The sequence below is a fragment of the Carnobacterium sp. CP1 genome (genome assembly GCF_001483965.1).
GTDB lineage: Bacteria > Bacillota > Bacilli > Lactobacillales > Carnobacteriaceae > Carnobacterium_A > Carnobacterium_A antarcticum.
In genome coordinates this window covers 1,025,787-1,051,150 of the sequence record NZ_CP010796.1, presented here as the reverse complement: position 1 = coordinate 1,051,150, position 25,364 = coordinate 1,025,787, and the positions used below count along the sequence as shown (strand labels likewise).

At 39.8% G+C, this 25,364-nt stretch carries 19 protein-coding genes; 16 read left to right on the top strand and 3 right to left on the bottom strand.

Translation table 11 applies throughout. The features are described from left to right. The first annotated feature begins 77 nt into the window (after positions 1 to 77). Positions 78 to 1,265: a glycoside hydrolase family 3 protein gene (locus NY10_RS05020; protein WP_058918937.1), complete on the top strand. Its 1,188-nt coding sequence runs from the start codon at positions 78 to 80 to the stop codon at positions 1,263 to 1,265. A 316-nt stretch (positions 1,266 to 1,581) separates the two neighbouring features. On the opposite strand, the gene NY10_RS05015 is transcribed toward NY10_RS05020, so the two are convergent. After that, positions 1,582 to 3,015 (bottom strand): zinc ribbon domain-containing protein, encoded by a 1,434-nt coding sequence (locus NY10_RS05015; protein ID WP_058918936.1) that lies wholly within the window; start codon positions 3,013 to 3,015, stop codon positions 1,582 to 1,584. 269 nt (positions 3,016 to 3,284) lie between these two features. Between NY10_RS05015 and NY10_RS05010 the strand changes: the two genes are divergently transcribed. The 12 genes from NY10_RS05010 to NY10_RS04955 all read left to right on the top strand — a co-directional run bounded on the left by NY10_RS05010 (position 3,285) and on the right by NY10_RS04955 (position 20,263). Beyond that, the gene (locus NY10_RS05010) at positions 3,285 to 4,094 is read left to right on the top strand and encodes a zinc ribbon domain-containing protein (RefSeq protein WP_058918935.1); all 810 of its coding nucleotides are present in this window, start codon (positions 3,285 to 3,287) and stop codon (positions 4,092 to 4,094) included. A 47-nt stretch (positions 4,095 to 4,141) separates the two neighbouring features. Further along, positions 4,142 to 4,846, top strand: a complete 705-nt coding sequence (locus NY10_RS05005; protein ID WP_058918934.1) for a zinc ribbon domain-containing protein — start codon at positions 4,142 to 4,144, stop codon at positions 4,844 to 4,846. Positions 4,847 to 5,159: 313 nt separating this feature from the next. Then, positions 5,160 to 7,370, top strand: coding sequence for a DNA helicase PcrA (gene pcrA, locus NY10_RS05000; RefSeq protein ID WP_058920243.1), 2,211 nt, complete (start codon positions 5,160 to 5,162; stop codon positions 7,368 to 7,370). Positions 7,371 to 7,389: 19 nt separating this feature from the next. Continuing rightward, entirely contained in the window at positions 7,390 to 9,417 is a 2,028-nt protein-coding gene (gene ligA, locus NY10_RS04995; protein WP_058918933.1) for an NAD-dependent DNA ligase LigA, read from the top strand. Beyond that, positions 9,414 to 10,541, top strand: a complete 1,128-nt coding sequence (locus NY10_RS04990; RefSeq protein WP_058918932.1) for a CamS family sex pheromone protein — start codon at positions 9,414 to 9,416, stop codon at positions 10,539 to 10,541. The genes ligA and NY10_RS04990 overlap by 4 nt, the downstream gene beginning before the upstream one ends. Positions 10,542 to 10,874: 333 nt before the next feature. Beyond that, on the top strand, positions 10,875 to 11,180 hold the full coding sequence (gatC, locus tag NY10_RS04985) for an Asp-tRNA(Asn)/Glu-tRNA(Gln) amidotransferase subunit GatC (RefSeq protein WP_058918931.1): 306 nt from the start codon (positions 10,875 to 10,877) through the stop codon (positions 11,178 to 11,180). A 1-nt stretch (position 11,181) separates the two neighbouring features. Then, positions 11,182 to 12,633: an Asp-tRNA(Asn)/Glu-tRNA(Gln) amidotransferase subunit GatA gene (gatA, locus tag NY10_RS04980; RefSeq protein ID WP_058918930.1), complete on the top strand. Its 1,452-nt coding sequence runs from the start codon at positions 11,182 to 11,184 to the stop codon at positions 12,631 to 12,633. Between the two features lie 15 nt (positions 12,634 to 12,648). Next, positions 12,649 to 14,079, top strand: coding sequence for an Asp-tRNA(Asn)/Glu-tRNA(Gln) amidotransferase subunit GatB (gatB, locus tag NY10_RS04975; protein WP_058918929.1), 1,431 nt, complete (start codon positions 12,649 to 12,651; stop codon positions 14,077 to 14,079). Positions 14,080 to 14,109: 30 nt separating this feature from the next. Then, the gene (locus tag NY10_RS04970) at positions 14,110 to 15,168 is read left to right on the top strand and encodes a diacylglycerol kinase (protein ID WP_058918928.1); all 1,059 of its coding nucleotides are present in this window, start codon (positions 14,110 to 14,112) and stop codon (positions 15,166 to 15,168) included. Between the two features lie 318 nt (positions 15,169 to 15,486). Beyond that, entirely contained in the window at positions 15,487 to 16,866 is a 1,380-nt protein-coding gene (rlmD, locus tag NY10_RS04965; RefSeq protein ID WP_058918927.1) for a 23S rRNA (uracil(1939)-C(5))-methyltransferase RlmD, read from the top strand. A gap of 445 nt (positions 16,867 to 17,311) precedes the next feature. Beyond that, positions 17,312 to 18,682 (top strand): LysM peptidoglycan-binding domain-containing protein, encoded by a 1,371-nt coding sequence (locus NY10_RS04960; RefSeq protein ID WP_082664188.1) that lies wholly within the window; start codon positions 17,312 to 17,314, stop codon positions 18,680 to 18,682. Positions 18,683 to 19,258: 576 nt separating this feature from the next. Continuing rightward, entirely contained in the window at positions 19,259 to 20,263 is a 1,005-nt protein-coding gene (locus NY10_RS04955; protein WP_058918926.1) for a tocopherol cyclase family protein, read from the top strand. A gap of 23 nt (positions 20,264 to 20,286) precedes the next feature. On the opposite strand, the gene NY10_RS04950 is transcribed toward NY10_RS04955, so the two are convergent. Continuing rightward, positions 20,287 to 21,663 (bottom strand): DUF1576 domain-containing protein, encoded by a 1,377-nt coding sequence (locus NY10_RS04950; RefSeq protein WP_058918925.1) that lies wholly within the window; start codon positions 21,661 to 21,663, stop codon positions 20,287 to 20,289. 450 nt (positions 21,664 to 22,113) lie between these two features. Here NY10_RS04950 and NY10_RS04945 point away from each other — a divergent pair, with 450 nt between their 5' ends. After that, positions 22,114 to 22,395 carry a DUF503 domain-containing protein gene (locus tag NY10_RS04945; RefSeq protein WP_058918924.1) on the top strand — a complete coding sequence of 94 codons (282 nt, stop codon included), beginning with the start codon at positions 22,114 to 22,116 and terminating at the stop codon, positions 22,393 to 22,395. Between the two features lie 74 nt (positions 22,396 to 22,469). Here NY10_RS04945 and NY10_RS04940 read toward each other — a convergent pair whose 3' ends face one another. Beyond that, complete coding sequence (locus NY10_RS04940; RefSeq protein ID WP_058918923.1) at positions 22,470 to 23,333, bottom strand: glycosyltransferase family 8 protein; 864 nt, start codon at positions 23,331 to 23,333, stop codon at positions 22,470 to 22,472. Positions 23,334 to 24,230: 897 nt separating this feature from the next. Here NY10_RS04940 and NY10_RS04935 point away from each other — a divergent pair. Together NY10_RS04935 and NY10_RS04930 are read left to right on the top strand one after the other, a co-directional pair. Next, entirely contained in the window at positions 24,231 to 24,863 is a 633-nt protein-coding gene (locus NY10_RS04935; protein ID WP_058918922.1) for a phosphoribosyltransferase, read from the top strand. Between the two features lie 64 nt (positions 24,864 to 24,927). After that, complete coding sequence (locus NY10_RS04930; protein ID WP_058918921.1) at positions 24,928 to 25,338, top strand: VOC family protein; 411 nt, start codon at positions 24,928 to 24,930, stop codon at positions 25,336 to 25,338. The last annotated feature ends 26 nt before the right edge of the window (positions 25,339 to 25,364 follow it).

Below are 25,364 nucleotides of genomic sequence, written 5' to 3'. Positions count from 1 at the left end.
AGTGATAGCGTAAAAGGTACGCAAAGTTACATTTAAAACATTCATGTATCTTTTATAAGAATAGAGGAAAATAAAAAATGCAGTATAAAAAAAGCATAATTGTGCTCTTATTAGTGAGTGTTTTTGTCTTGACAGCTTGTCAGTCAACAGCGGTAAATAAAGGACAAATTAAAGAAAAAGAAACAGTAACGGAAACTAAAGAAGTAAAAAAGACATCTGAAATTAAAAAAGAAGAAGTAAAAAAAGATGAAGCGAAAGAGACAGGAGAAAAATTAGAGGAACGTATTTCTAATATGTCAATTGAAGAAAAAGTAGGACAACTATTTTTAGTACGTGTTCCTGATGTGCAAGAAATTGAAGATGTTTCAAAATATAAACTAGGTGGGTATATATTATTTGGTAAAGACTTTACTGGACAAAACCAAGAGAGTGTTACAAAAACGCTTAAGGGTTATCAAGAAGTTGCAAAAATCCCATTACTAATTGGAGTAGATCAGGAAGGCGGAACGGTTTCTCGTTTAAGTACAGAAGGATTTATAGATAGAAAATTCCCTTCTCCGCAAGAAGCTTTTAACTTGGGTGGAATATCAGCAGTTATCAAGGAAACAAATGAAGTGTCGCAATTATTGCTGTCTATGGGAATCAATTTGAATTTTGCGCCTGTGGCAGATGTTGCAACGAGTGAGACCAGTTTTATTGCTGATCGTACGCTTGGACAAGACTCAAAGGTGACGGCAGATTATATTAAGCAAGTAACAGAAACAATGAACAAAAATAACATTGGATCTGTATTGAAACACTTTCCGGGTTATGGGGATGTAGAAGATACACATGTGGGAATTGCATATGACAATCGCCCATCTGAAACATTCGAAAAAAATGATTTTATTCCATTTGAAGCGGGAATAAGAGCAGGAGCTTCAATGGTGTTGGTGTCTCATAATATTGTTAAGAGCATTGATCCGGAACATCCAGCTTCACTATCACCAAAGGTTATTGCAATTTTAAGAGAACAATTGGACTATAAAGGAATTATTATTACAGATGACCTAGATATGGGCGGTATACAAGATTTTATTGATTCTGATGCAGCTGCAGTAAAAGCAATTGTTGCTGGAAATGACATCGTTGTTACTTCCCAATATCAAACACAAATACCAGCCGTTGTAAATGCTGTCTCCAATGGAACTATATCTGTGGAAAGATTGGATGAGTCGTTGATGCGTGTGCTGGAATTAAAACAAAAGCTATCTTTGTTGGACTAACCATTTCAATTTTAATAATGAAAAAAGCAGGACCTAGTCAATCGTGGCTCGTCAGGAAAGTAGCTAATGGTTGTAGGATGTTCCATCCATACAGAAGGTTAAATAGAGTAGCGCCAGTAAACCTTGTGCAAATTTAGCAGAAAAGCATTGTGAGTGAAGCTCAAGAGTGGACATGAGTGTGTTTTTCCCTTTCTTACACAAAAAAATAAACCCGCAGATCTGCATTTTTATGCAAGTCTACGGGTTTTTAATTTTAAAGTGGAGGCTTATTTCCTAGTTCGTTTGTACCCCATGATTCTTAAATGAATGATTTAGATTAATAATCTTCTACGGACACATTATCTGCTCCACCATCATTGACAAGTTTTAAATCTCCGTCTTCATCTTGAAATAGAGTAACTTTTGAATAATGGAGGGTTTGGTAGACTGTATCTTTTTCGTAATCGCTATAATTAGTTGTATAGTCAACAGAGTAAGAAATTTCGTACGTGTTTTCCGCTGTCATTACAAGGCTATCGATAGTGTCAAAGCTAACCGTTTGATATAAAGAATCTTTTGCTTTGTAAGTTTTAACATAGTCGGCAAAATCTTGATACATTGCGCTACTGGTTCCGTCTTTAAAGAATTCTGAAAAACTGACCTTATCAAAAGACTGAGTTTCTTCACTATAGCGCATTTCATAGCTCATTGAAAGATAAAAATCATTCATAAAAGATTCGGCTTCATCAGAAGTTAAAATATCAAAGTCAAGGTTGCGAATGTTTATTGAATCATCGCTATAGTCAAAGTAATGAGCTAGCAAGACTTCTTCAGTAGTGAGTACTTCGTCGCCGACTGGATATTTTATTTGTAACCTCATCCCGTCATTATAAGCTAACTCATCAATATTAAATTCACTAGCTTTATCAATATCGCCAATTTTTTCACCATCAATATAAACTTCTCCTGAATTTACATTTGTGGACAAGTGTAAACCTACTACCTGGATATCAAGTGAAACTAAGTTATCTAAGTCTTCATTATATAAAGAAAGGTCTTTTGTCTGTTTGATAGAAACTGGCTTTTTATTGATTGTAGCAGCACCTTCGAATTCATATTCCCCAGGTACTAAAGGTCCGATTTCCATGTTAGTGTCTGCTTCAGCTTTTTCGATGATGACTTCTGAATTCATTTTAATAACTGCATCATCTTGATTGGTAGTTATGTCAACATAAAGAGGCACCAAGTTAAATTCATATTTATCAAAAAACAAGAAATATGAACCTTTTTTTTCTACTATGATATCCGCAGATTGATTTGAAGTTTTCAACTCATTTGCGACAGTAGATATGTATTTTTTGTGAGATTTTAGATACTCGACATATGGCACTATATTATCTTCTGTTATTTTGAAGTTTGGTTCAGCACTTGAAACGGCATTCTGGATAGGTTTTACTTTTTCAGTTGAGAGAGCGGCAATAAAGCGATCTATTTGGTTCTCTTTACTATAATAATTCTTCCCGAATGAAAATGTTGCCGCAAAAAGAATAACAAGAAGGCATCCAGTAAGTATAAGGATTTTATTCTTTTTTGTTAAGGGTTTTGAGTAATGAGGTTCATTTGTATTGAAAGTATTTTCTGTAGATGTATTAGTATCAGAAGGTTCTTCTTGGTTTAATGGCTGCACTTCAGGATTTAAAGGAGTTCCGCATTCCTCACAAAAAGAGGCGTTTTCTTCATTAATATGTTGGCAATTCATACATTTATTCATTTTATAGCTCCTATTTTTTTATTTTTTACAATATGTTATTTAATTATACTATATAACTTGTGTTTTTCATATGTTTATCAAAAAAGCTTAAATATAAATCAGCTTCTAATCGCTTTGCAACTCTACAGGCCGTTACTGTTAGAAAGCAATTAGCAGTAATATAACAGAAAAGCAGTAGTGAATTTCTTAATAAATATAGACTTCTTATTTTTATGTGCTAAAATTACAGTAGATATTTTTATATCAAAAAAATAATTGGAGGAAATAAAATGAAAATTTGTTCGAATTGCGGCTCTGAAATTAAAGAAGATGCGAAATTTTGTACAGAGTGCGGCAGTTTAGCCGAGAAGCAAGAAAAAAAGGATGTACATACTCAGCAACAACAAGCACCACAGCAAGCATCACAGCACTATACCGCACAAGGACAAAATGAAGCTCCTGAACCTCAGGCAGTACAAATGAACATTAATCAAGAAAAGGTAAACAAATTAACGCAAAATTATTTTAGTTATTTTAAAAGAACGGTAAAAAATCCATCATTAAGTTTTACAGAAGTAAATCCTGTTAATGGATATATTCAATTTGGTTTATTATCTCTTCTTTTTTCTATTATGATGATTTTCTTAGCCAATTGGTATAGCTATAGTTCAGTTGGTTTTATTGATTTTATCCGTTCGTTTGCAATTCAATGTGCAGTGTATTTGATTATGGTTGGAGTGACTTATTTCTTGAAAAAAGTCGTATATAAAACCAATGAATCATTTGGAGTGGTTACCACTCAACTAGGAGGATTATTTTCAGCAGCTGTTCTTTTGCAATTGATCATGTTAATTTTTAGTGTTTTGTCTCCAGGCGGTTCAGTAACGCTGATAGCAACCTTATCTTTATTAACCTTACTTATCTCATTTATCGCATTTAATATTTATTTATTTCAAAGTACCTCAAATTCAAAACTAGACAAATTTTATATTGCTTTGATTGGTAATCTATTAATAGTATTTATTTATATAGCTATCATTCGTTTCGGAGTTACTACATTTATGGAAAATTATGAATACATTTTTAATAGTGTTCTTTAAAAGTCTTCTTTTTATAGAAAAGATTGAATGATAAAGGCAGGTGCGTAATGGAGGAGAAAAAAACTTTTTGTACACGTTGTGGCAAACAAGTTGAAGCAGCAGAAAAATTTTGTTCCGATTGTGGAAATGTGGTCAATAAAAAAAGAACAAGTGGAGTGCCTTTAAACGAAGAAACGGTGACTAAGGGAGATACAAGCACTAATCAATATTCAGGTTATAAAAAAAGAAAACCTAATAATCTCATCCTTTTAGTTGGCGCAGCAGTCATAGCCATTGCGTTATACCTAGTATTTTTTAATACGGAATTTAGAGAGATATCTGGAAATTGGATTCCTTCAGATTTCGATAATGAAGAAAGCGTAAATATAGCAATTGAAAAAAATGGTAAAGCTAAGATAACCGTATCTTATATAGACGGGGATAGTCCTTTAAATAATGGGGAAATATCTATAGATATTCAGTTAGAAAAGTTATCAAAAGAGGCTTCAATATATAGAGTAAACGATATCCAAAGTGTCCAGTTTGCAATGGATAATACTCTATATGAATTATTTGAAAGCGAAGTATTGAAAGCTTTTGATGATGAAGGAGTCAGTGACATAGAAACTAAGAAAAGCGGTAAAAAAATGATCGTAACTTTTAATTCTCCAAGAGAATGGTTGAATTACACTGGTGAAGATTTTGATTTTGTAATAAATGCCATTAATGAAAATACGCTGGTCATAGATGACGAATACTTTTATAGACAATAGATTCGCTAGATAATAGAAGTTAGAGTGTATTATTAAGCATCATTCAAATGAAATAAAACTCATTAAAAACATGAACAGAAATGTTCATGTTTTTTTGTCTTGAATGGCTCTAAATTTTTTACTGAACAATCTTTCAGTAAGGTTCTCGATTTCGCTAAATCTATGGTAAAATGGCAAATGAAAACTTATACAAAAGTTTAAACCTATTTGATAGAATAGGAAGAGTAAAAAGCAGAAGGAATAGTTATTAACTGGTTTGATATAAAGAGAGGATGTACACATTTTGGTATTACGAAAAAATTTATTAGATGGCATGAATCCGGGACAAAAAGAAGCCGTGGCTCATACAGAAGGTCCTCTTTTAATTATGGCAGGAGCCGGCAGTGGGAAGACGCGTGTGTTAACGCATCGCATTGCTTATTTGATTGAAGAAAAAGGCGTGAATCCTTGGAATATTTTAGCAATTACATTTACTAATAAAGCAGCAAAAGAAATGAAAGAACGGGTGGGGCGTCTATTAGAAGGCGGAAACGATGTCTGGGTTTCAACTTTCCACTCGATGTGTGTTCGGATGCTGCGTCGAGATGTCGACCGAATCGGGTACAATCGAGCTTTTACGATCAGTGACCCTGGCGACCAGCAAACACTGATGAAGCGTATTTTAAAAGAACGCGATATCGATCCGAAAAAATACAATCCACGGGCGATCTTATCTGAAATCAGCAATGCTAAAAATGAACTGATGACGGCTGAAGATTACCGTAAAATAGCGAACAGTTTTTTTGAAAAAATGGTGGCTGATTGCTACGACGATTACCAAAAAGAATTGCGTCGTAATCAATCGGTCGATTTTGATGATTTGATCATGCTGACGATTCGCTTATTTGAAGAAAGTCCTGAGACATTGGATTATTATCAAAATAAATTCCACTACATTCATGTGGATGAGTACCAAGATACCAATACAGCTCAATACACGTTGGTCAATATGATGGCGAAACGCTTCAAAAACCTTTGTGTCGTTGGAGATGCAGACCAAAGTATTTACGGTTGGCGCGGTGCCAATATGAACAATATTTTAGATTTTGAAAAAGACTATCCAGATACTAAATTGGTGATGTTGGAACAAAATTATCGTTCCACGAAGTTTATTTTGAAAGCAGCCAATGACGTGATTGCCAATAACACTAAACGCAAAGTAAAAAAATTATGGACCGATAACGATGATGGCGAAAAGCTGACGTATTACCGGGGGCAATCAGAAGGCGATGAATCCCGCTACGTTGTTGCTAAAATGCTGGAAGAAATGAAAGAAAATAATTACAATTACGGGGATTTTGCCGTATTGTACCGAACCAATGCCCAATCACGGGTAATTGAAGAAAGTCTATTGAAATCCAATATTCCGTATAAAATGGTCGGCGGACATAAGTTCTACGACCGTAAAGAGATTCGTGATGTCTTAGCTTACTTGCGGTTGATCGCCAATCCTGAAGACAACATGAGTTTTGAACGGACCGTCAATACACCTAAACGAGGCATTGGTCCAGGAACGATTGAGAAGTTGAGAACTTTTGCGAACCAATACGAATGGTCTTTACTGGAAACGGCGTTGAATGTTTCGATCACTTCGATCACAGGTAAAGCGGCTAAAGAACTAGAGGGTTTTGCTTTCATGCTGCGCGACTTGCGTAAGATGCAAGAATACCTGCCCGTTACGAAATTAGTCGAAGAAGTCCTAGAACGCAGCGGCTATTTGAAATCGCTGGAAATGGAACGTACCTTAGAATCTGAAACTCGAGTAGAGAACATCAAGGAATTCTTGACGGTTACTCAACAATTTGAAAAAGACAGCAGTGAAGATAAAAGCTTGCTGACTTTCTTGACCGACTTAGCATTGATTTCTGATTTGGATAACATTGAAGAAGAGCCGCAAAGCGAAGTCACTTTGATGACTTTGCACGCTGCTAAAGGATTGGAATTCCCAGTGGTTTTCCTGATTGGCTTGGAAGAAGGTATTTTCCCGTTGTCGCGTTCGATGATGGAAGAAGACGATTTGGAAGAAGAACGGCGCTTAGCTTATGTGGGGATCACACGTGCAGAGCAAAAATTGTACATCACCAATGCTTATTCACGAGTATTGTATGGTCGTGTCCAAAGCAACCAAGCTTCACGCTTTATTAGAGAAATCACGGATGAAGTGATGGAGTCCGGCAATATACAATCAGCAGGTACAGGTTCATTTAACCGTCCAGCAACGGCTAATACTCCGTTTCGCAGCAATCAAGCGGCACGTGCAAACAGCACGCCTTATCAAGCGCCTGTCAATAACAAGACCGAAAGCGGCGCGGATAAATTAGGCTGGTCTGTCGGCGATAAAGCCGTGCATAAAAAATGGGGAGTTGGAACGGTAGTGAAAGTTACCGGAGATGCCAATAACCTTCAATTGGATATTGCTTTTAAAGAACAAGGCATCAAGCGGTTGTTAGCCGCCTTTGCACCGATCGAGAAAGCAACACCTTAAGTAGAAAGGGGCTTGTCAGATGACAACACAACATACTTTTGAAGAAGCTAAAATTCGCGTCAGCGAACTAAGAGACCTATTAGATAAATACAGTTACCAGTATTATGTCCAGGACAACCCAACCATCAGTGATGCAGATTACGACAAACTGTATCATGAACTGGTTGAATGGGAAGAGGAATTTCCCGACATCATTACAAACGATTCGCCTACTCAACGAGTAGGCGGTACGATTTTACCGGGATTTGAAAAAGTGATCCATGAGATTCCGATGCTGAGTTTAGGCAATGCGTTCAATGAAACCGATCTGCTTGAATTTGATAAACGCATCAGGAAATTGACGGACAAAAAAATCCATTACATCTGTGAATTGAAAATTGACGGGTTGGCTATCTCTTTAAAATACGAACAAGGAAAACTTGTTTTGGCAGCCACCCGCGGCAATGGAACGGTGGGGGAAAACGTTACGCAAAACATTCGTACCATCAAATCTGTGCCGCTGCGTTTAAAAAAACCGTATTCGATTGAAGTCCGCGGCGAATGTTACATGCCAAAAGCTTCTTTTGTGGCCTTAAATGAAGCCCGTGAAGAAAATGGCGAAGCTGTCTTTGCCAATCCGCGCAATGCAGCTGCAGGCGGTTTACGCAATTTAGATGCTAAAGAAACCGCTAAACGCAATCTAAACACGTTTCTGTATACTGTTGCTGATTTTGGCGAAATGTCGGCTACGAGCCAAGAAGAAGCCCTCAACCAATTGGATGAGTTAGGTATTCGGACCAATCATGAACGGCAAGTTTTCGATACGATTGAAGAAGTTTGGGAATATGTGCAGCTTTTCGATGATAAACGAGCAGCTTTACCGTATGAGATCGACGGAATCGTGATCAAAGTCAACGAATTTGACACACAAGCAGATATCGGCTTTACCGTCAAAGCACCGCGTTGGGCGATCGCTTATAAATTTCCGGCAGAAGAAGGGCATACGGTCGTGCGCAATATTGAATGGACTGTAGGACGGACAGGCGTGGTCACGCCAACGGCTATCATGGATCCTGTTCAGTTAGCCGGAACGACAGTGCAGCGCGCGAGTCTGCACAACGTTGATTTGATTCAGGAACGGGATATTCGCTTGCAGGATACCGTCGTGGTACATAAAGCTGGCGATATCATCCCAGAAGTGACCCGTGTTTTATTGGACGAAAGACCGGCTGACAGCCAGCCTTATCAGATTCCCAAACATTGCCCAGCTTGCGAGAGCGAACTGGTCCATTTAGAAGAAGAAGTGGCTTTGCGCTGCATCAATCCTAAATGCCCTGCACAAATCACAGAAGGTTTGGCTCATTTTGCTTCGCGGAATGCGATGAATATTGACGGAATGGGTCCAAAAGTGATCATTCAGCTGTTTGAAAAAAATCTGGTTCATGATGTAGCGGATTTGTACAAGTTAACGTATGACCAATTCGTGTCCTTAGATAAAATCAAAGACAAAGCCGCGACCAATTTATTAGGAGCTATTGACGCCAGTCGAGCCAATTCGCTTGAACGCTTGATTTTTGGTCTAGGCATCCGACATGTCGGGGCAAAAGCAGCTAAATTGATCGCCGAACAGTTTGAAACTATTGAAGGCATCCAGCAAGCCAAAGCAGAAGACATTATCGCGATCGAAGGCATTGGAGAAATCATTGCGGAAAGCGTTGAAACGTATTTTGCTTTGCCGGAAGTAGCTGAACTGATTGCTGAATTGCGCGAGTGCCAAGTCAATTTAACCTATCTTGGCAAGAAAAAAACAGAGGTTGCAACGATCGATTCTTATTTCAACGGGAAAACCATTGTGTTAACGGGGAAATTAACTCACTTTACGCGTGAAGAAGCCAAGGAACGCATTGAAAATCTAGGCGGAAAAGTGACCGGCAGTGTTTCCAAGAAAACGGATTTAGTCGTGGCTGGCGAAGAAGCTGGCAGTAAATTGGATAAAGCCCAAAAACTTGATGTGACCGTCTGGGATGAAGATCAGTTGTTAGCAACATTAGAAGGAGAAGAAGCATGAACAAAAAAATCATTGCATTAACAGCATCTCTTGTCTTTTTGCTCAGCGCATGCGGCAATCCGACAGGGGAAGATGGCGCTAGTACACCTGCCGAAACTCCAGGCAAGTCTGGCAAAACGACCGCTACGAGCCATCAGCTATCGACCGAATATTACAAAGCTGTTGTGACAGACGGCGGTTACCAAACGAGCCAATCACGGGGGATCACTTTAGGGTTGAATTCAAATTTCAACCTAAAAGCTTTTGAAGTGGGGTTGATGAGTTTATCGCAAGATCATTATGCGACGGATACCCATTACTTCCAAGAAGGACAGTACCTTGATTCTGCATCAGTTGCCAAATGGCTGGGCCGTGTCAGCGAAGAAAATCCGGATGGCTTAAATCCAGAAGACAATGGCAGCAAAGAACCAAACGAGCGGAATCCCTACTTTTTGGCTTCCATTTTAGAACAAGACTACATGGTCGAGACCAAAGACGGATTTGCAGTAGACGGCATCAGCATCGGGTTAGCGATGAATACCGTTGACTACTACCAAAAAGTTCAATTTGGTTCAGAATTTGAAACGAAAATCAGCCGCGAAGAGCTCCTGAAACAAGGAAAAGCAATGGCCGATAAAATTGTTCAACGTCTACGTGAAATCGAAGGCGTGGGAGATATCCCTATCGTAGTAGGTATTTTTGAACAAACAACGAAAGATGATTTATCTGGCGGATCGTATATTGCTCAAGCAACGAGTGAAAACGGCAATACCAAAGTTGGATCTTGGAGCGCTATCAATGAAACGAAAGTTATTTTCCCATTAGCTGGCGAGACCAGCAATGAGCTGACGAGTTTTGAAAACTTTAAAGCGGAAGTTGAAAACTTTTTCCCTAACTTAAGCGGTGTAACTGCTGAAGCGTATTATACCGAAAATCAACTAGTCAAAATGAAAGTGACCGTCACCACTCAATTTTATGGGGAAAGCGAAATGATTAGTTTTACTCAGCATGTAGCCGATAAAGCTGCCAGCTTCTTGCCACCCAATATTCCAATCGAAGTCACCATTGATTCCATTAACGGAACAGAAGCCTTCTTGGCTCGTAAAGCGGGAGAAACCTCTTTTTACAGTCATGTGTTCGATTAATAATAAGAGCCCTATCTTTTTTGATAGTGGTAAGTAAGATGTCTGTAAGCTATAATCTTGGAATTTTTGGAGGAACAGTGGCTGCTTGTAGCCAGGAAGAGGATCGAAAATCTGGAGACCACAAGGGCTCTAGGAAGTCCCATGGATTTTTACAAGCGAACACGTAAGTTCCGGAGGGAATTTCAACCTCTAAAAATCTCTAACGCGATTTAATAAAGAGCTGCAATAAGCAAACTCCCTTTCGTTTAACCATAGAGCCGAAGGGGAGTTTGTGGTAGAATAGGAAAAGAAGTTTGAAACAAGAATGATGGATAGAAAGAGAGTGAAGCAGAGATGATGATCAACGAAGAAAATGTTAAACACGTTGCGTTATTAGCAAAGTTAGAATTTCAAGACGAAGAAATTACCCGCTTTACCCAACAAATAGACGACATTATTAACATGGTGGAACAATTGGAAGAGTTGGACACGACAGATGTGCCTGTAACCACTCACGGCTTACAAACGTACAGCGTGATGCGGAAAGACGTTGCAGTTCCAGGAACAGATCGCGAAAAATTATTCGAGAACGTTAAATCAGCAAAAGATGGTTTAATCAAAGTTCCTGCAATGATAGACAATGGGGAGGCAGGGGCATAAGATGACACTATTAGATCATACGTTAGAAGAATTGCACCAATTATTGGTTGCTAAAGAAACAACAGCCGAAGCAATCATGAAAGCCGTTTACGCGAGAATTGCTGAAACGGAAGACAAAGTCGGCGCATTCATTACCTTGACAGAAGAAGAAGCGTTAGAACAAGCTCGTCAAATGGATGCTGAAGGCATCGACCCGGCTAATATCTTGTCTGGTTTGCCGATCGGCATCAAAGACAACATCGTTACTGAAGGAACGCTGACGACTGCTGCAAGTAAAATGCTGGAAGACTTCGTACCGATTTACGATGCAACAGTAATGGAAAAAGTGAAAAAAGCCGGCATGATCTCAGTCGGAAAATTGAACATGGACGAATTTGCTATGGGAGGAAGTACGGAAAGATCGTATTTCAAAGTAACCCATAACCCTTGGAATCTTGCTAAAGTTCCAGGCGGATCTTCAGGCGGATCAGCTGCTGCTGTAGCTGCCGGACAAGTTCCGATGACACTAGGCACCGATACAGGCGGATCGATTCGTCAACCGGCAGCTTTCAATGGAGTCGTTGGAATGAAACCGACTTACGGACGTGTGTCTCGTTTTGGTTTGATTGCCTTTGCTTCAAGTTTAGACCAAATCGGACCGCTTACTCGAAACGTTAAAGACAATGCGTTGGTCTTAAATGCGATCAGCGGCTATGATGAAAAAGACTCGATGAGCTACACGAAAGAAGTGCCTGACTTTACTGCTGGAATTGAAGATGGCGTAAAAGGCATGAAAATCGGTGTGCCAAAAGAATACTTACAAGAAGGCTTGGAAGCCGGCGTAAAAGAAGCTGTCCTTAAAGCGATTGAAACCTTTAAAGAATTAGGCGCTATTGTAGAAGAAGTAAGCTTGCCGCATTCAAAATACGGTGTACCAGCTTACTATATCATTGCTTCTTCAGAAGCTTCTTCCAATTTACAACGGTTTGACGGCATCCGTTACGGGTACCGTTCGCCAGAAGCGAAAACTCTGGAAGAAGTGTATGTGAAATCTCGTTCTGAAGGATTTGGCATGGAAGTGAAACGCCGTATGATGTTAGGGACTTTCTCTTTAAGTTCTGGCTTCTATGACGCTCACTTTAAAAAAGCCGGACAAACACGGACATTGATCCGTCAAGACTTTGAAAATGTTTTTGCAGAATACGATTTGATCTTAGGACCTACGACCACAACAACGGCTTTTGATATCGGCGGCCAAGTACATGACCCTGTAGCGATGTACCTAAGCGACATCTTAACGGTTCCAGTGAACCTGGCAGGCGTACCAGCGATTTCAATTCCTTGTGGTTTCTCTGAAGGATTGCCAGTCGGCTTGCAATTGATTGCCAACCACTTCGATGAACAAACTATTTATCAAGCGGCTTATGCTTTTGAGCAAGCAACTGAATTCCATAAAGAAAAACCAAACTTGTAGGAGGCGGGAATAAAAATGAATTTTGAAACAGTGATCGGACTTGAAGTCCACGTAGAATTAAAAACAGAATCAAAAATGTTCTCACCAGCTCCAGCACATTTTGGTGCAGAACCGAATACCAATACCAATGTGATCGACTGGGGTTACCCAGGCGTTTTACCGGTCATCAATGAACAAGCGGTGGAATTTGCGATGAAAGCAGCAATGGCTTTGAATTGTGAGATTTCAACCGATACCAAATTTGACCGTAAAAATTACTTTTACCCAGACAACCCAAAAGCGTACCAAATTTCTCAATTTGACCAACCGATTGGGCACGATGGCTGGATCGACATTGAAGTCGAAGGCAAAACCAAAAGAATCCGCATCGAACGGGTCCATTTAGAAGAAGACGCTGGGAAAAACAATCACGGCACAGACGGCTATTCTTATGTCGACTTAAACCGTCAAGGAACACCGTTGATCGAAATCGTTTCGGAAGCTGATATGCGTTCTCCAGAAGAGGCTTATGCGTATCTTGAAGCGGTCAAACAAGTGATTCAATATACCGGCGTCAGCGATGTGAAAATGGAAGAAGGTTCAATGCGTTGCGACGCGAACGTTTCATTGCGTCCAATTGGTCAAACTGCTTTTGGAACGAAAGCAGAATTGAAAAACTTGAACTCATTCAACTTTGTCCGCCGTGGTTTGGCGTTTGAAGAAACCCGTCAAGAAAAAGTATTGCTCTCAGGAGGCGTTATCGGACAAGAAACTCGTCGTTACGATGAAGCGACCGGTGAGACGATTTTGATGCGTGTTAAAGAAGGGGCTGATGACTACCGTTACTTCCCAGAGCCTGATTTGCCGAATTTGGTCATTGACGATGCTTGGATCGAACGCGTTAAAGCCAGCATTCCTGAAATGCCGCATATGCGTCGCGAGCGTTACATTACTGAACTTGGGTTATCGGATTACGATGCTATGGTAATGACAGCTACCAAAGAAATGTCTGATTTCTTTGAAGCAGCTTTAGCGAATGGAGCAGATGCAAAACAAGCTTCCAACTGGTTGATGGGCGAAGTTTCGGCTTATCTAAACAGTGAAAAGATAGAACTTCACGATACTCAGCTAACGCCGAAAAATTTAACGGGCATGATCAACTTGATTGCTGATGGAACCATCAGTTCAAAAATGGCCAAAAAAGTCTTCCAAGAATTGATCACTAAAGGCGGCGATGCACAAGAAGTCGTTGAGAAAAATGGATGGGTTCAATTAAGCGATCCAGCAAAATTGATTCCAATGGTCAATGAAGTACTTGATAATAATGCTCAGTCGATCGAAGATTTCAAAAATGGGAAAGATCGGGCTATCGGGTTCTTGGTTGGACAAATCATGAAAGCTACCAAAGGACAGGCGAATCCTGGGATCGTAAACAAACTATTGAACGAAGAGTTAGCTAAACGCTAATTCTTTGAACAGTAGTAAAGGAGTGTTTCTATGCGTGCGAGAATTATTTATAATCCTACTTCCGGGCGCGAGCTGATCAAACGGAATTTAGTTGAGATTCTTCAAATTTACGAAGAAGCTGGTTATGAAACTAGCGCTTTTGCAACAACAGCGAATCCCCATTCTGCTCATGATGAAGCAAAACGGGTTGCTGAAGCTGGCTTTGATCTGATCATAGCTGCTGGCGGGGATGGAACGATCAATGAAGTCGTGAACGGCATTGCGGGATTAAGCAATCGGCCTAAAATGGCCATCATTCCGGCTGGAACGACGAATGACTACGCACGTGCGTTGCATATTCCACGAAATAATTTGCTGGAAGCTGCTAAATTGGTCCAAAACCAGCAAACGATCAAGATGGATATTGGGAAAGCGACAATGAATGATGAAGAAACATACTTCATCAATATCGGCGGCGGCGGTCTGATGACTGAATTGACCTATGATGTTCCCTCTAGTTTGAAATCGATTTTTGGCTACTTAGCTTATTTCGCCAAAGGAGCAGAAATGCTGCCGCGGATCAAGCCGATCCCGATGCACATTGAATACGATGATGGTGTTTATGAAGGAACAGCTTCAATGTTTTTTGTGGCGGTGACGAATTCAGTCGGCGGTTTTGAACAAATCGCTCCTGATGCTCTGTTAGATGATGGAAAATTCACATTGATCATCGTGAAAACAGCTAATCAAATTGAAATCTTGCATTTGATTGCTTTGCTGTTAAACGGCGGCAAACACATTGATCATCCAAACATTCTTTATGCGAAAACCAGCAAGATCCATGCGCGACCTGCAAATGATTCGCGGATGATGATCAATTTGGACGGAGAATATGGGGGAGATGCCCCGGTAACCTTTACTAATTTGCACCAGCATATTGAAATGTTTGCAAATGTCGATGAAATTACCGGAGCCGTTACTAACCCAATCGACCATACAGAAGATGTAGAAGAAGCGTTCATCAAAGAAGTTGAAGGATTGACCAACGAGGACATCAATGAAGACGGCATTATTTCTTCAGGCAAAGAATCGGAAGAAAAACAAAAATGAAGAATAAAAAAATAATAAAGTAAACTTTGAGTTTGCTGCTCTTTTGTGTCATAATGAAGAGTAGCAAACTTTTTTAGGATACAAAGCGGACAAAGGATAAGCCGCTGCCACTCCTAAAACTCATGGCATTAGATAGATAGGATTATTTTATCCCTCATCCAGTAAACCGGTCGAGTCAGGAACACTCCCTGTTCAATATGGATGAAAGAAGTAAAGGATATCTGAAAGTATCACGCTGGCATAAGATAAGACATACAACTCAAATCCATAGACATCAACCAAAATACGCGTTAACGAATGAAGGGAGCTTTTTATTCAATGAAAGCAGATAAAACAGTACCAGTACAAAAAAATGAAAAACACACCGTAAAAATCGAGGACCTAACTCATGAAGGTATGGGCGTCGCAAAAATCAAAGGGTATCCATTGTTTATTGAAGATGCTTTACCAGGTGAAGAAATGGAAGTCAAAATTCATAAAACCGGAAAATCTTTCGGTTATGCAAAATCGATGAATCGTTTAACTTCTAGTCAAAACCGAGTGGAAATCAAAGACGCTAACTTTACTCGCGCCGGTATCACTCCATTGCAACACATGCATTACCCAGCTCAATTAGCATTTAAAAAAGAACAAGTAAAAAAAGTAATCAAACGTATCGCTAAACTGCCCGATGTTAAAATATTTGATACGATCGGAATGGCTGAGCCTTGGGGCTACCGCAACAAAGCTCAAGTTCCAGTACGTAAAGTCGGCGAAAAATTAATGACTGGTTTCTTCCGCAGAAACAGCCATGACTTGATCCCAATGGAAGACTTTTACATTCAAGATCCTAAAATCGACGAAGCGATCCTTAAAGTGCGTGATATCATGCGGACTTATAACGTCAAACCGTACAACGAAAAAGAAAATACTGGGAACTTGCGTCATATCATCGTTCGCCGTGGGTATTACACAGGTGAAATGATGATCGTTCTAGTCACTAGAACCGCTAAATTATTCCCGGTCAGCAAAATTATTCCGGATATTTTAGAAGCTTTGCCAGAAGTTGTCAGCATTGTTCAAAATGTCAATCCGACACGGACCAACACGATTTTAGGCGAAGACGCAATTGTATTGCACGGCGAAGACAAATACACGGACACATTGCTTGGGAAAACATATGAAATTTCTCACCGTTCATTCTACCAAGTGAACCCGACACAAACTGAGAAATTGTACAATGTTGTGTTAGACTATGCAGCATTGACAGGGGAAGAAACCGTGATTGATGCGTATAGCGGAATCGGAACAATCACATTATCGTTAGCTGATAAAGCGAAACACGTTTATGGCATTGAATCCGTTGAACCAGCTGTTGAAAATGCTAAAGCAAATGCTGCATTGAACCATGTAGACAATGTTACTTTTGAAGCTGGTTTAGCTGAAGAAGTTATGGTGGAATGGAGCAAAGAAGGCCGTAAAGCAGATTTACTGGTCGTTGACCCGCCACGTAAAGGATTAGAAGGACAATTCATTGATGCTGTTTTAGAAATGAAACCGACTAAAATGATTTATGTGAGCTGCAACCCAGCAACATTAGCACGCGACTTAGCGTTGCTTGCTGAAGGTGGCTACACTGTAGAAAAGATCCAACCAGTGGATCTTTTCCCACAAACCAATCACGTAGAATCAGTAACATTATTAACCTTAAAAGACTAATTAAATTGCTGTATTAAAGCAAAGAGGCTGTCTCGAAAGGTTCAGTCAGATAGAAAAAACGTAGCAAGCTGCCAAATAATTTTGGTGCTTGCTACGTTTTTTTTCCTGTTTACGGGCTACTTTTGATCGGCCTTGTCTTGTTTTGGACAAGGCTCTCAGATGAATCAGTGGGTTATCTATTTTTGTGAGGAAGTACGGATGGAGTTTCTCCGAGACGGCTCGAGTTTGTCCAACATTGATTAAAAAGAGCACTGAGAACCCACATGATCCGTGCATTCTAAGCTGCCTTTTATTTTTTAAAAGAAAGACATCAAAGCATTGAATCGCTGCTTAAGGTGATATAATAAAGGTGAAAGAAGAGGCAAAAATAAATGATTAAAGAATCAAGAACATAGCGGAAAAACGCATTTTAAGCCCTACTTAAAAAAAAAAAGGGGTGAGTACCATGCGTTTCAAATTCGGTAAACTTAGTCTCGTGCTTTCAGTATTGCTCTTATTCAGTTTATCTTTCGCCTTAGCGATACCGGCCTCCGCTGCTAATTCTCAGTATATTACTAAGGGAAACACGTCTGCTAAAATGGTTGCTTTAACATTTGATGACGGTTCAGATGGCAAAAATGTTGCTAAAATCTTGCAGATCTTAAATACCAACAAGATTAAAGCCACTTTTTTCATTACCGGTAAAGCCGCTGAAAATCATCCGCAAGGCATCAAAAATATCGTTGCCCAAGGCCACGATATCGGCAACCACTCTTATTCTCATCCTGATTTCACCGGCATGTCTGCAGCTCAGATCAAAACAGAATTGGACAAAACAGAAGCAGCTATCAAAAAAGCTGCCGGTAAATCGACGAAGCCTTATTTCCGGGCACCTCTTGGTTCGGTAAATGCGGCCACACTGCAAGCAGTGGGAAACCAAGGCTATACAAAAACGATTGGCTGGACTATTGATACAGTCGATTGGAAAGGCGTATCTTCTAGTGAGATCACCAATAAAGTTTTAAACAATGCCACTCCGGGAATGATCGTTTTGATGCATGCGGGAGAAGGAGCAACAGGAACTCCAGGAGCACTCCAAAACATGATCACTCAATTGAAAGCAAAAGGGTATACGTTTGTTACGATCAGTCAATTGCTGTCGACGACTAGTACACCGATCCCAACGGCTAGCAGTGGCCAGCACATCGTCAAGGCTGGGGACACCTTAACTAAAATCGCGGCTCTGTATGGCGTGAGTGTTCAACAGTTGGTCACAGCCAACAAATTAACAAATGCCAATGTGATCCGTGTGGGTCAGCTGCTCACGATTCCGACCACCAATTATACGGTTAAAGCCGGCGACACGTTAATTAAAATTGCTAAAGCCCACAATGTAACAGTCCAACAACTGACGGCTGTCAATCACTTGGCCAATCCAAATATCTTGAAAATCGGGCAAGTGATAAAAATCCCTGCTAAAACAACAACGCTAACGACCCCAAAACCCACACCAGTCGCACTAACGTATACGATTAAAGCGGGAGATACCCTTTACAGCATTGCTAAAAAATACGGTGTCACCGTTCAAGACATCGTTACAGCCAACAAACTGGCAAATGCTAATATGATAAAGGTCGGACAAGTCATAAAAATACCCGGCAAAACGTCTGCTGCTCCTACGCAGCCCACGACAGTGAAGTATACCGTTAAAGCAGGCGACACCGTGTACAGCATTGCTAAGAAGTATGGTACGACCGTTCAAAAAATAGCCTCTGCTAATAAATTGAACGCAGCTTATCTCATTAAAGTAGGGCAAGTGCTCACGATTCCAAAATAAGTTGCTAAAACCAAGAACACCCCGAATTGAAACGAAATCAAAAGCCGTGCAGCTATTTAACCTGTGCGGCTTTTGGCGTGTGAAAACTAGTAGGTGACACCGATATGTAATAATAGCAAAATTAACTTGTTTGCTTGCCCTAACAAGAATGCAGCAGCAGACTTAAGTCACGATAAACTTCTTTACGTGCCCTAACGAGTGAAACTCTTTGTTCTTCAGTCACGATAACTCCTTTTGCGTGCCCTAATGATCGGAATTACCTGTCTTTAAGTCACGATAACTCCATTATGGAGAGAGTTTTTAAAATAATGTGCTTTTCGGTGATAACCGAAAAGGTCTGATCGGAAGCATTAAAAGAAGCTACGACAATTTATTTACAAAAAGAAGGTTGAGCTGACTAGTTTAATGCAACACAAACACCAATGCCAAAAGATGCAAAATACGTTGCTGTCCCGATCCACTATACATAAGCACTAAAACTTGTTTGAAAAGAAGTCGGTAGAGTACACTGAATATATAAGAAATTGCATCATCCTTAGCCAATAGACTAAAATTTGTTTAAGAGGTGGGTCTCCGATGTTTGATAAATTAACGAATCCAATTTTATTTCAAGGTAATTTGAAAAAGAAGCCGTATTTTGAAGGCTGGTATTTCAAGCAAGTTTCGGCAGATGAACGGCAAATTGTTAGTTTGATTCCTGGTATTAGTTTGAATAAAGCTGAATCGCATAGTTTTGTCCAATACATTGTGGTACTCGTAGACGAGAATCAGCAAAAAATTACGAGAACGGGCTATGTCGAGTATCCAATAGAAGCCTTTACTTATCAAAACGACCCCTTTCAAATCACCATAGGGTCAAACATCTTTACAGAGTCAGGGGTATCGGTGCATTTAAAAGATGAGCAGATCACGATAGTAGGTTCGTTGGATTTTGGTCCGTTATATCCGATTGAAAAATCTTTTTTCACTCCGAACATCATGGGGGCTTTTGCCTATGTTCCGAAAATGGAATGTTCGCATGGCGTTATCAGTATGAACCATGCTGTGAGGGGTTCTTTGTTGGTCAATGGAAAACAAATGGAGCTCACGCATGGCAAAGGTTACATTGAAAAAGATTGGGGAAGCGCATTTCCGAGAGAATACGTCTGGATTCAGTCCAATCATTTTCAGAATCCGAGCACAAGCGTGTTTTTTTCAGAAGCCTATATTCCTTTTCTTGGTTCTTCATTTGAAGGGTTTATTTGCAATTTAGTGATGGACAATAAAGAGTACCGCTTTGCTACGTATCGTCGAGACAAATGCAAACTTGAAAAGATCAATGCAGATACGGTCAAAGTGAAGTTAGAAAATAAAGAAGCCTGTTTAACTCTAGAAGCTTCCATTATGCAGCAAGGCGAATTAAAAGCACCGACAAACGATGGGATGCACAAAACCATCAAAGAAGGACTGTCCGGAAAACTTCGGCTTCAATTGGAACTAAAAAAAGAAAAGCGAACGTATACAGATGTGAGTGTATCAGCAGGGATCGAAATCGTTGAGCACAATGATTCTTTTATGTCTGCAAAAAAAGAAACCAACTAAGCGAAAACTTAGTTGATTTCTTTTTAATCAAGTGAAATGTCTATTTTAGGGGGCAAAACTTTATTAACGGTATCGGCAGGCGGTTTTTTCAAAGGCGGCATTTTTCGGTCATTGCGAATGGTGGCAAACATATCGAAAATAGGAGCCAATAGAGCCGCAATAAAGCCGCCAGAAAATCCATTGTTGTATAAGTTCATGCCAGCATGCAAGTAACTGATGTTTAAAACCATGGCCATATGGAAAGCTCCGGCAATAAAACCAGCAAGCGATCCATAGTAGCCGCTGATAGGCGCCAAGGTCGTTCCGAACAAAGCAGCTAAAAGAGCAGAAGTTGAATGGATTTCAGAGGCGTTGAAGAGTCCCACAACAAAGACACCGAGGAAAATCGGAGCGACATTTTTGATGTGTTTCCCAGCAGCTCCGAAGCCGACGACTGTAAAAATACCGCCAATGATCGGACCATTTAATTCTCCTCCAACTAATAAAACATAAGAAGTGGATAAAATACCCAACAAAGCCATATTGATCAAAATCAGCCCAAAAGGGAAAAGCGCTGAAAAGTCTGGCATAGAGCGGCCGGATTGCTGCAACAAGCGCCGGTAACCGTTTAAGTTCCAGCGATTATAAGCCAAACCGATTAAGAACATGACCAGAAACAACCCATATAGAATAAGGGAAAAGACTTGGTTGTGTCCGCTTGAGACGATTTCGACAGTATCGATTTTAATACCAAAGCTGCGCAGCATCGAAATGAAAAAGGTACCGATGATACCGGCTGTAAAACCAATGTTGTAAAGGCTGAAACCTTGATGAAAATGAGCAAAATGCTTTGCTAAAGGGGGAAGCAAAAAACCAATTAAAACCCCCGCTAAAGTCCCTAAAATAAATCCAAGTGTAAGGGGCAAATCTAAGTTAAAAGTGATTTCACTGACAATTGGGCCTAGTGCCGTTCCAAAAAGTGCCGGCAGCACGTAGCGGGAAAACGGTGCTTTTGTGACTTTCGCATAGGCATAAACTCCTAAAATAATGGGAATGGAGTTGTAGAAATTCTTGCCGAATAGAGAGAATCCGGCAACTGTAAAAATAGCGGCCATAACGGGGCCTGTAAACTTAACCCGGTTTACGCGGATAATAGCTAAGGTTTTGAACATCATCAACGAAGCATTTAAAAGAGCGGCGCCAACATTTGCCAATTCAAAATAATCGGTAACGAGTTTGGCCGGCGAACTAAGAATGACTAGGCTGCCTTCCCATAATTCACGTGGGCTGTTGAAGACAAAAGCTAGTAAAAGCAAGCTGGCAGCAATAGCTGAGAAAATAAGGTATTTAGACCGTTCTGTAACAAAATCAACTGGTTCAATCGCAATGTGTTCCGTAGTTGCAGGTGTTTTAGTGCTCATTGATCATCTGCCTCCTCTGACACAATTTTTTAATAAATGAGATAAAAAAATAAAAAAAGGGCAGTAAAGAAGGGGTTTGGCGTCGACTATCTGAACTATTCTCTTGTATGAGAAATTCAAATGCAGCTCGGTGTCAAACTCTTTTCTACTGTCCCGTAAAGTTCAAGTTAAATTGAGTTCTGTGAATGCATTACGTCTGCTGAAACAACAGCTTTAACGTAATATTTTTTTAAGAATAACATGAAAAAAAGCAAAAAACAATCAAAAAATCCCGATTATGGTATTTTTTTAATGTCAGTGTTCTGGCTGTGGATGGGTTTGCTGATTCTATTCGTGTAAAAATCACCTGGAATTGGTTTAAATTAAAAGTGAAAACCAGTATACTAATGAAACTTAACCAGCAACTTTTGAAGAAAAATAAAAGAGGAAGACAAAGAAGAGGGGATAACCATGGTTTTACTAGGGTATGAGATCACATTTTTGATTTATGATTCGTATTCATTGAAAGACAAGCGCAGTGTGGTAAAAAGCATTACGAAACGCATGCACAATAAATACAATATCAGTATTTCAGAAGTCGGGGCGCAAGATACGCTCAACCAAGCCATCATTGGTATTGGCATCGTTGGCAATGACCGGGTTTTTTGCCACAGTGTTTTTGATCAAGTGATGAAAGAAATGGAAGAAAACTACGAAATTGAAATTCACGATATTCAAAAAATAGAAGCCTGATGGTTAAGCAAAAAATAAAAAAGCTTGAAGAGCTGTCGGGGGACAACGGCTCTTCAAGCTTTTGGTTTAACACACTAATCTCTTTGACCCGATTCCAGTTCTCCTTCAATCGGGAATGGGGTCTGGTTGCGAATCTTTAAATACGCATCCCGATAAGGGTGGTCGGATTCTTTATGCCATGGTTTAATATGGCCGCTGAAATGAACTAAAGCTGGTGCATTTCGAGCTTCAGCGTATTCAACTTCTCCAATTTTAGTTGGATGTTCTTGTTCATTGGTCAGAATATAAGCTTGCGCATTCCATTTGGGATGTAGAACCAGCCAGCGATCATGTAAAATAGCATTTAATGCATCTTGATCGTGAAATCTTAACTCATCTTGGTTCTCTAAAGCAAATTTAAAGACTTGTTCTGAAATTTTTTCTTTCCGCCATTTGTCGATGTCGATGATCATCATACCTGAGTTAAAATACGTATTCGATTCAGCATCGATTTCCATCGCATCTAACCGTTGATGGAAGCCAGCGTCTTCTACAGCAGCCAACAAATTGTCGCCTAAATCAACCGACCAAATTTGTTCGATGTCTTCCAAAGCAATGATATCGCAATCTAAATAAATAGCGCGTTTAACATCTGTGCTCTTTAAAAAGTTCGGAATTGCGATCCGGAAATAAGCGGTTGTAGGAATACGGTCGCTTTCAACCATATCATCAAATTCCAATGTATCAATTTGTAAGTAGCTGATGCTCGCATCGTATTCATTTACCATGCGGTTCAATTGCTCTTTTGATTGCAATGAAATATGGTCATCAATGACATAAAAATTGATAATGGTATTTTCCTGCTTGGTCTGCAGCAAAGATAAAAATAATGTTGCCAAATGTGGCATAAAATCTTCATTCGTAGAAGATACAATCGTAATTTCAGATGATTCAACCATGATTTAAAATCTCCTTCTCAATCGTTTATAAAACTTGATTTGTTTACTAACATTGAGCTAATCATATCTATAAATGATGAATTTAGCAAAGAGAACGATTGTTTTTAAAACTAGATTATATGAATAACAAGCAAACGGCACGGAAAACAATCGTAATGATGCGGGGGGTTACACCTGGAATACAAAAAATGTCTCAACGTACCTCAAAGACAGGGAATTAACGTATTTGCGGTCCTCAAACGAGATTTATGTACTTCAAGTACAAAGGTTTGAACTTCTTGCTGTACTCAAGAGGGGTTTGCGTACCCTATGACTGCCATACTATCTTTATATGGCATCAAACGGGTATCATCCACTTCGAGCGAGCCATTTCGGCTCCAGCCGAAATGCACAACAGCATTCATTTGATTTACGTACCATACGGATAGAGATTTTTATTTCATATGGTCCTCAAAAGGGTTTTTCCTACCATATCGTTATTTTTATTTAATGCATATAGTCTGCAAAACCTTGTTGCGTGACATATGCCTTGTTTTATTTATCTCGTATGGTACGCAAAGATGGTTTACCTGCCATATAACTATCACTCCATGCTTGATAGGGTCTTTATACGCTCAAATCAGACCTTATCGGCCGCTGTCGAAAAGCACAACATTGTTAAGTACTACTATGAACAGAAAATTTACATTCAGATGCTCCCAAAATGAGATTTGCGTACCTTATAGACAGAGATTTAACCTCTAGACCGTATGACTGACAAGCGGGATGCATGAAAAACAACCGTAATGATTCAATAAATTTGACATAAGCGGTATACTAAAATAAAAAGAGATAGGAAGTTGCTAAAAACCAACAAATGTAAGCGTATACCAAAGTTAGACAAAGGAGAGAAGCGGAATGAAATTTTACGATAGAATGGATGCCGGCCAGCAACTAGCCAAAGAATTAACCTTTGAAACCGATGAAGACGTGCTCGTATTAGCTTTGCCACGCGGAGGCGTACCAGTCGGAGTTGAGATTGCTAAGTTTTTAGATGTTCCTTTAGACATGGTGATCACTCAAAAAATTGGTGCACCAACAAATCCTGAATATGCGATCGGAGCGATTGCTGAAAATGCAAAACCCCTTTTGAACAAAGTAGAAACCGCTAAAGTAGACGCAGGCTGGTTAGCAAAAGAAATTGCTGCAAAAGAGCAAGAAATTCAACGGCGTCGAGAATTGTATTTCGAAAACCATGCCCGTCAATCGATCAAGGGGAAAACTATTGTTCTAGTGGATGATGGCATTGCAACAGGATATACCATACTCGCAGCGATTGAAGAAGTCCAACGGCAGTCGCCTAAAAAATTAATTCTTGCCGTTCCGGTCATCCCAAAAGAAATGGATTTGCAACTGCGCATGAAAGTAGATGAAATCGTTGCATTGGATGTACCTGAGTATTTTCTAGGAGCGATCGGAGCTTACTACGAAGAATTCCATCAATTATCCGATATGGAAGTTCGGCATTTGTTGAATGAAACCAGAAAATAAAGCAGTTTTATTTTGTTAAAAAAGTTACGTGCTCATGACTAAAAAAAATAAAGGAGTGAAAAAGATGACTCAACCAATAAAAGGAATCTTCGTGAACTTGCCCGTTAAAGATTTAGAGAGAAGCAGGGATTTTTTTACTCAGTTGGATTTTAACTTTGATCCGCTGTTTACGGATGAAACTGGCAGCTGCATGATTATTGGAGAGAATATTTACGTCATGCTGCTAATAGAAGACTATTTTAAAGGATTTACTCATCAAGCGATTGCCGATACGTCCTCTCAAAATGAAGTCATTGTAACTCTTCTGGCCACGAGTAAAGCTCAAGTTATCGAGTTGTGTGAAAAAGCAGCGGCAGCAGGGGCTGAAGACCAACCTGTTGAAAACACAGAAAAATTCATGTACTACCGCCGCTTTAAAGATTTGGACGGCCACCTCTGGGAGATTATGTGTTTCAATATGAAGGAAATGAAATGAAAATAAGCCGCACAAGAAGGAGGCAT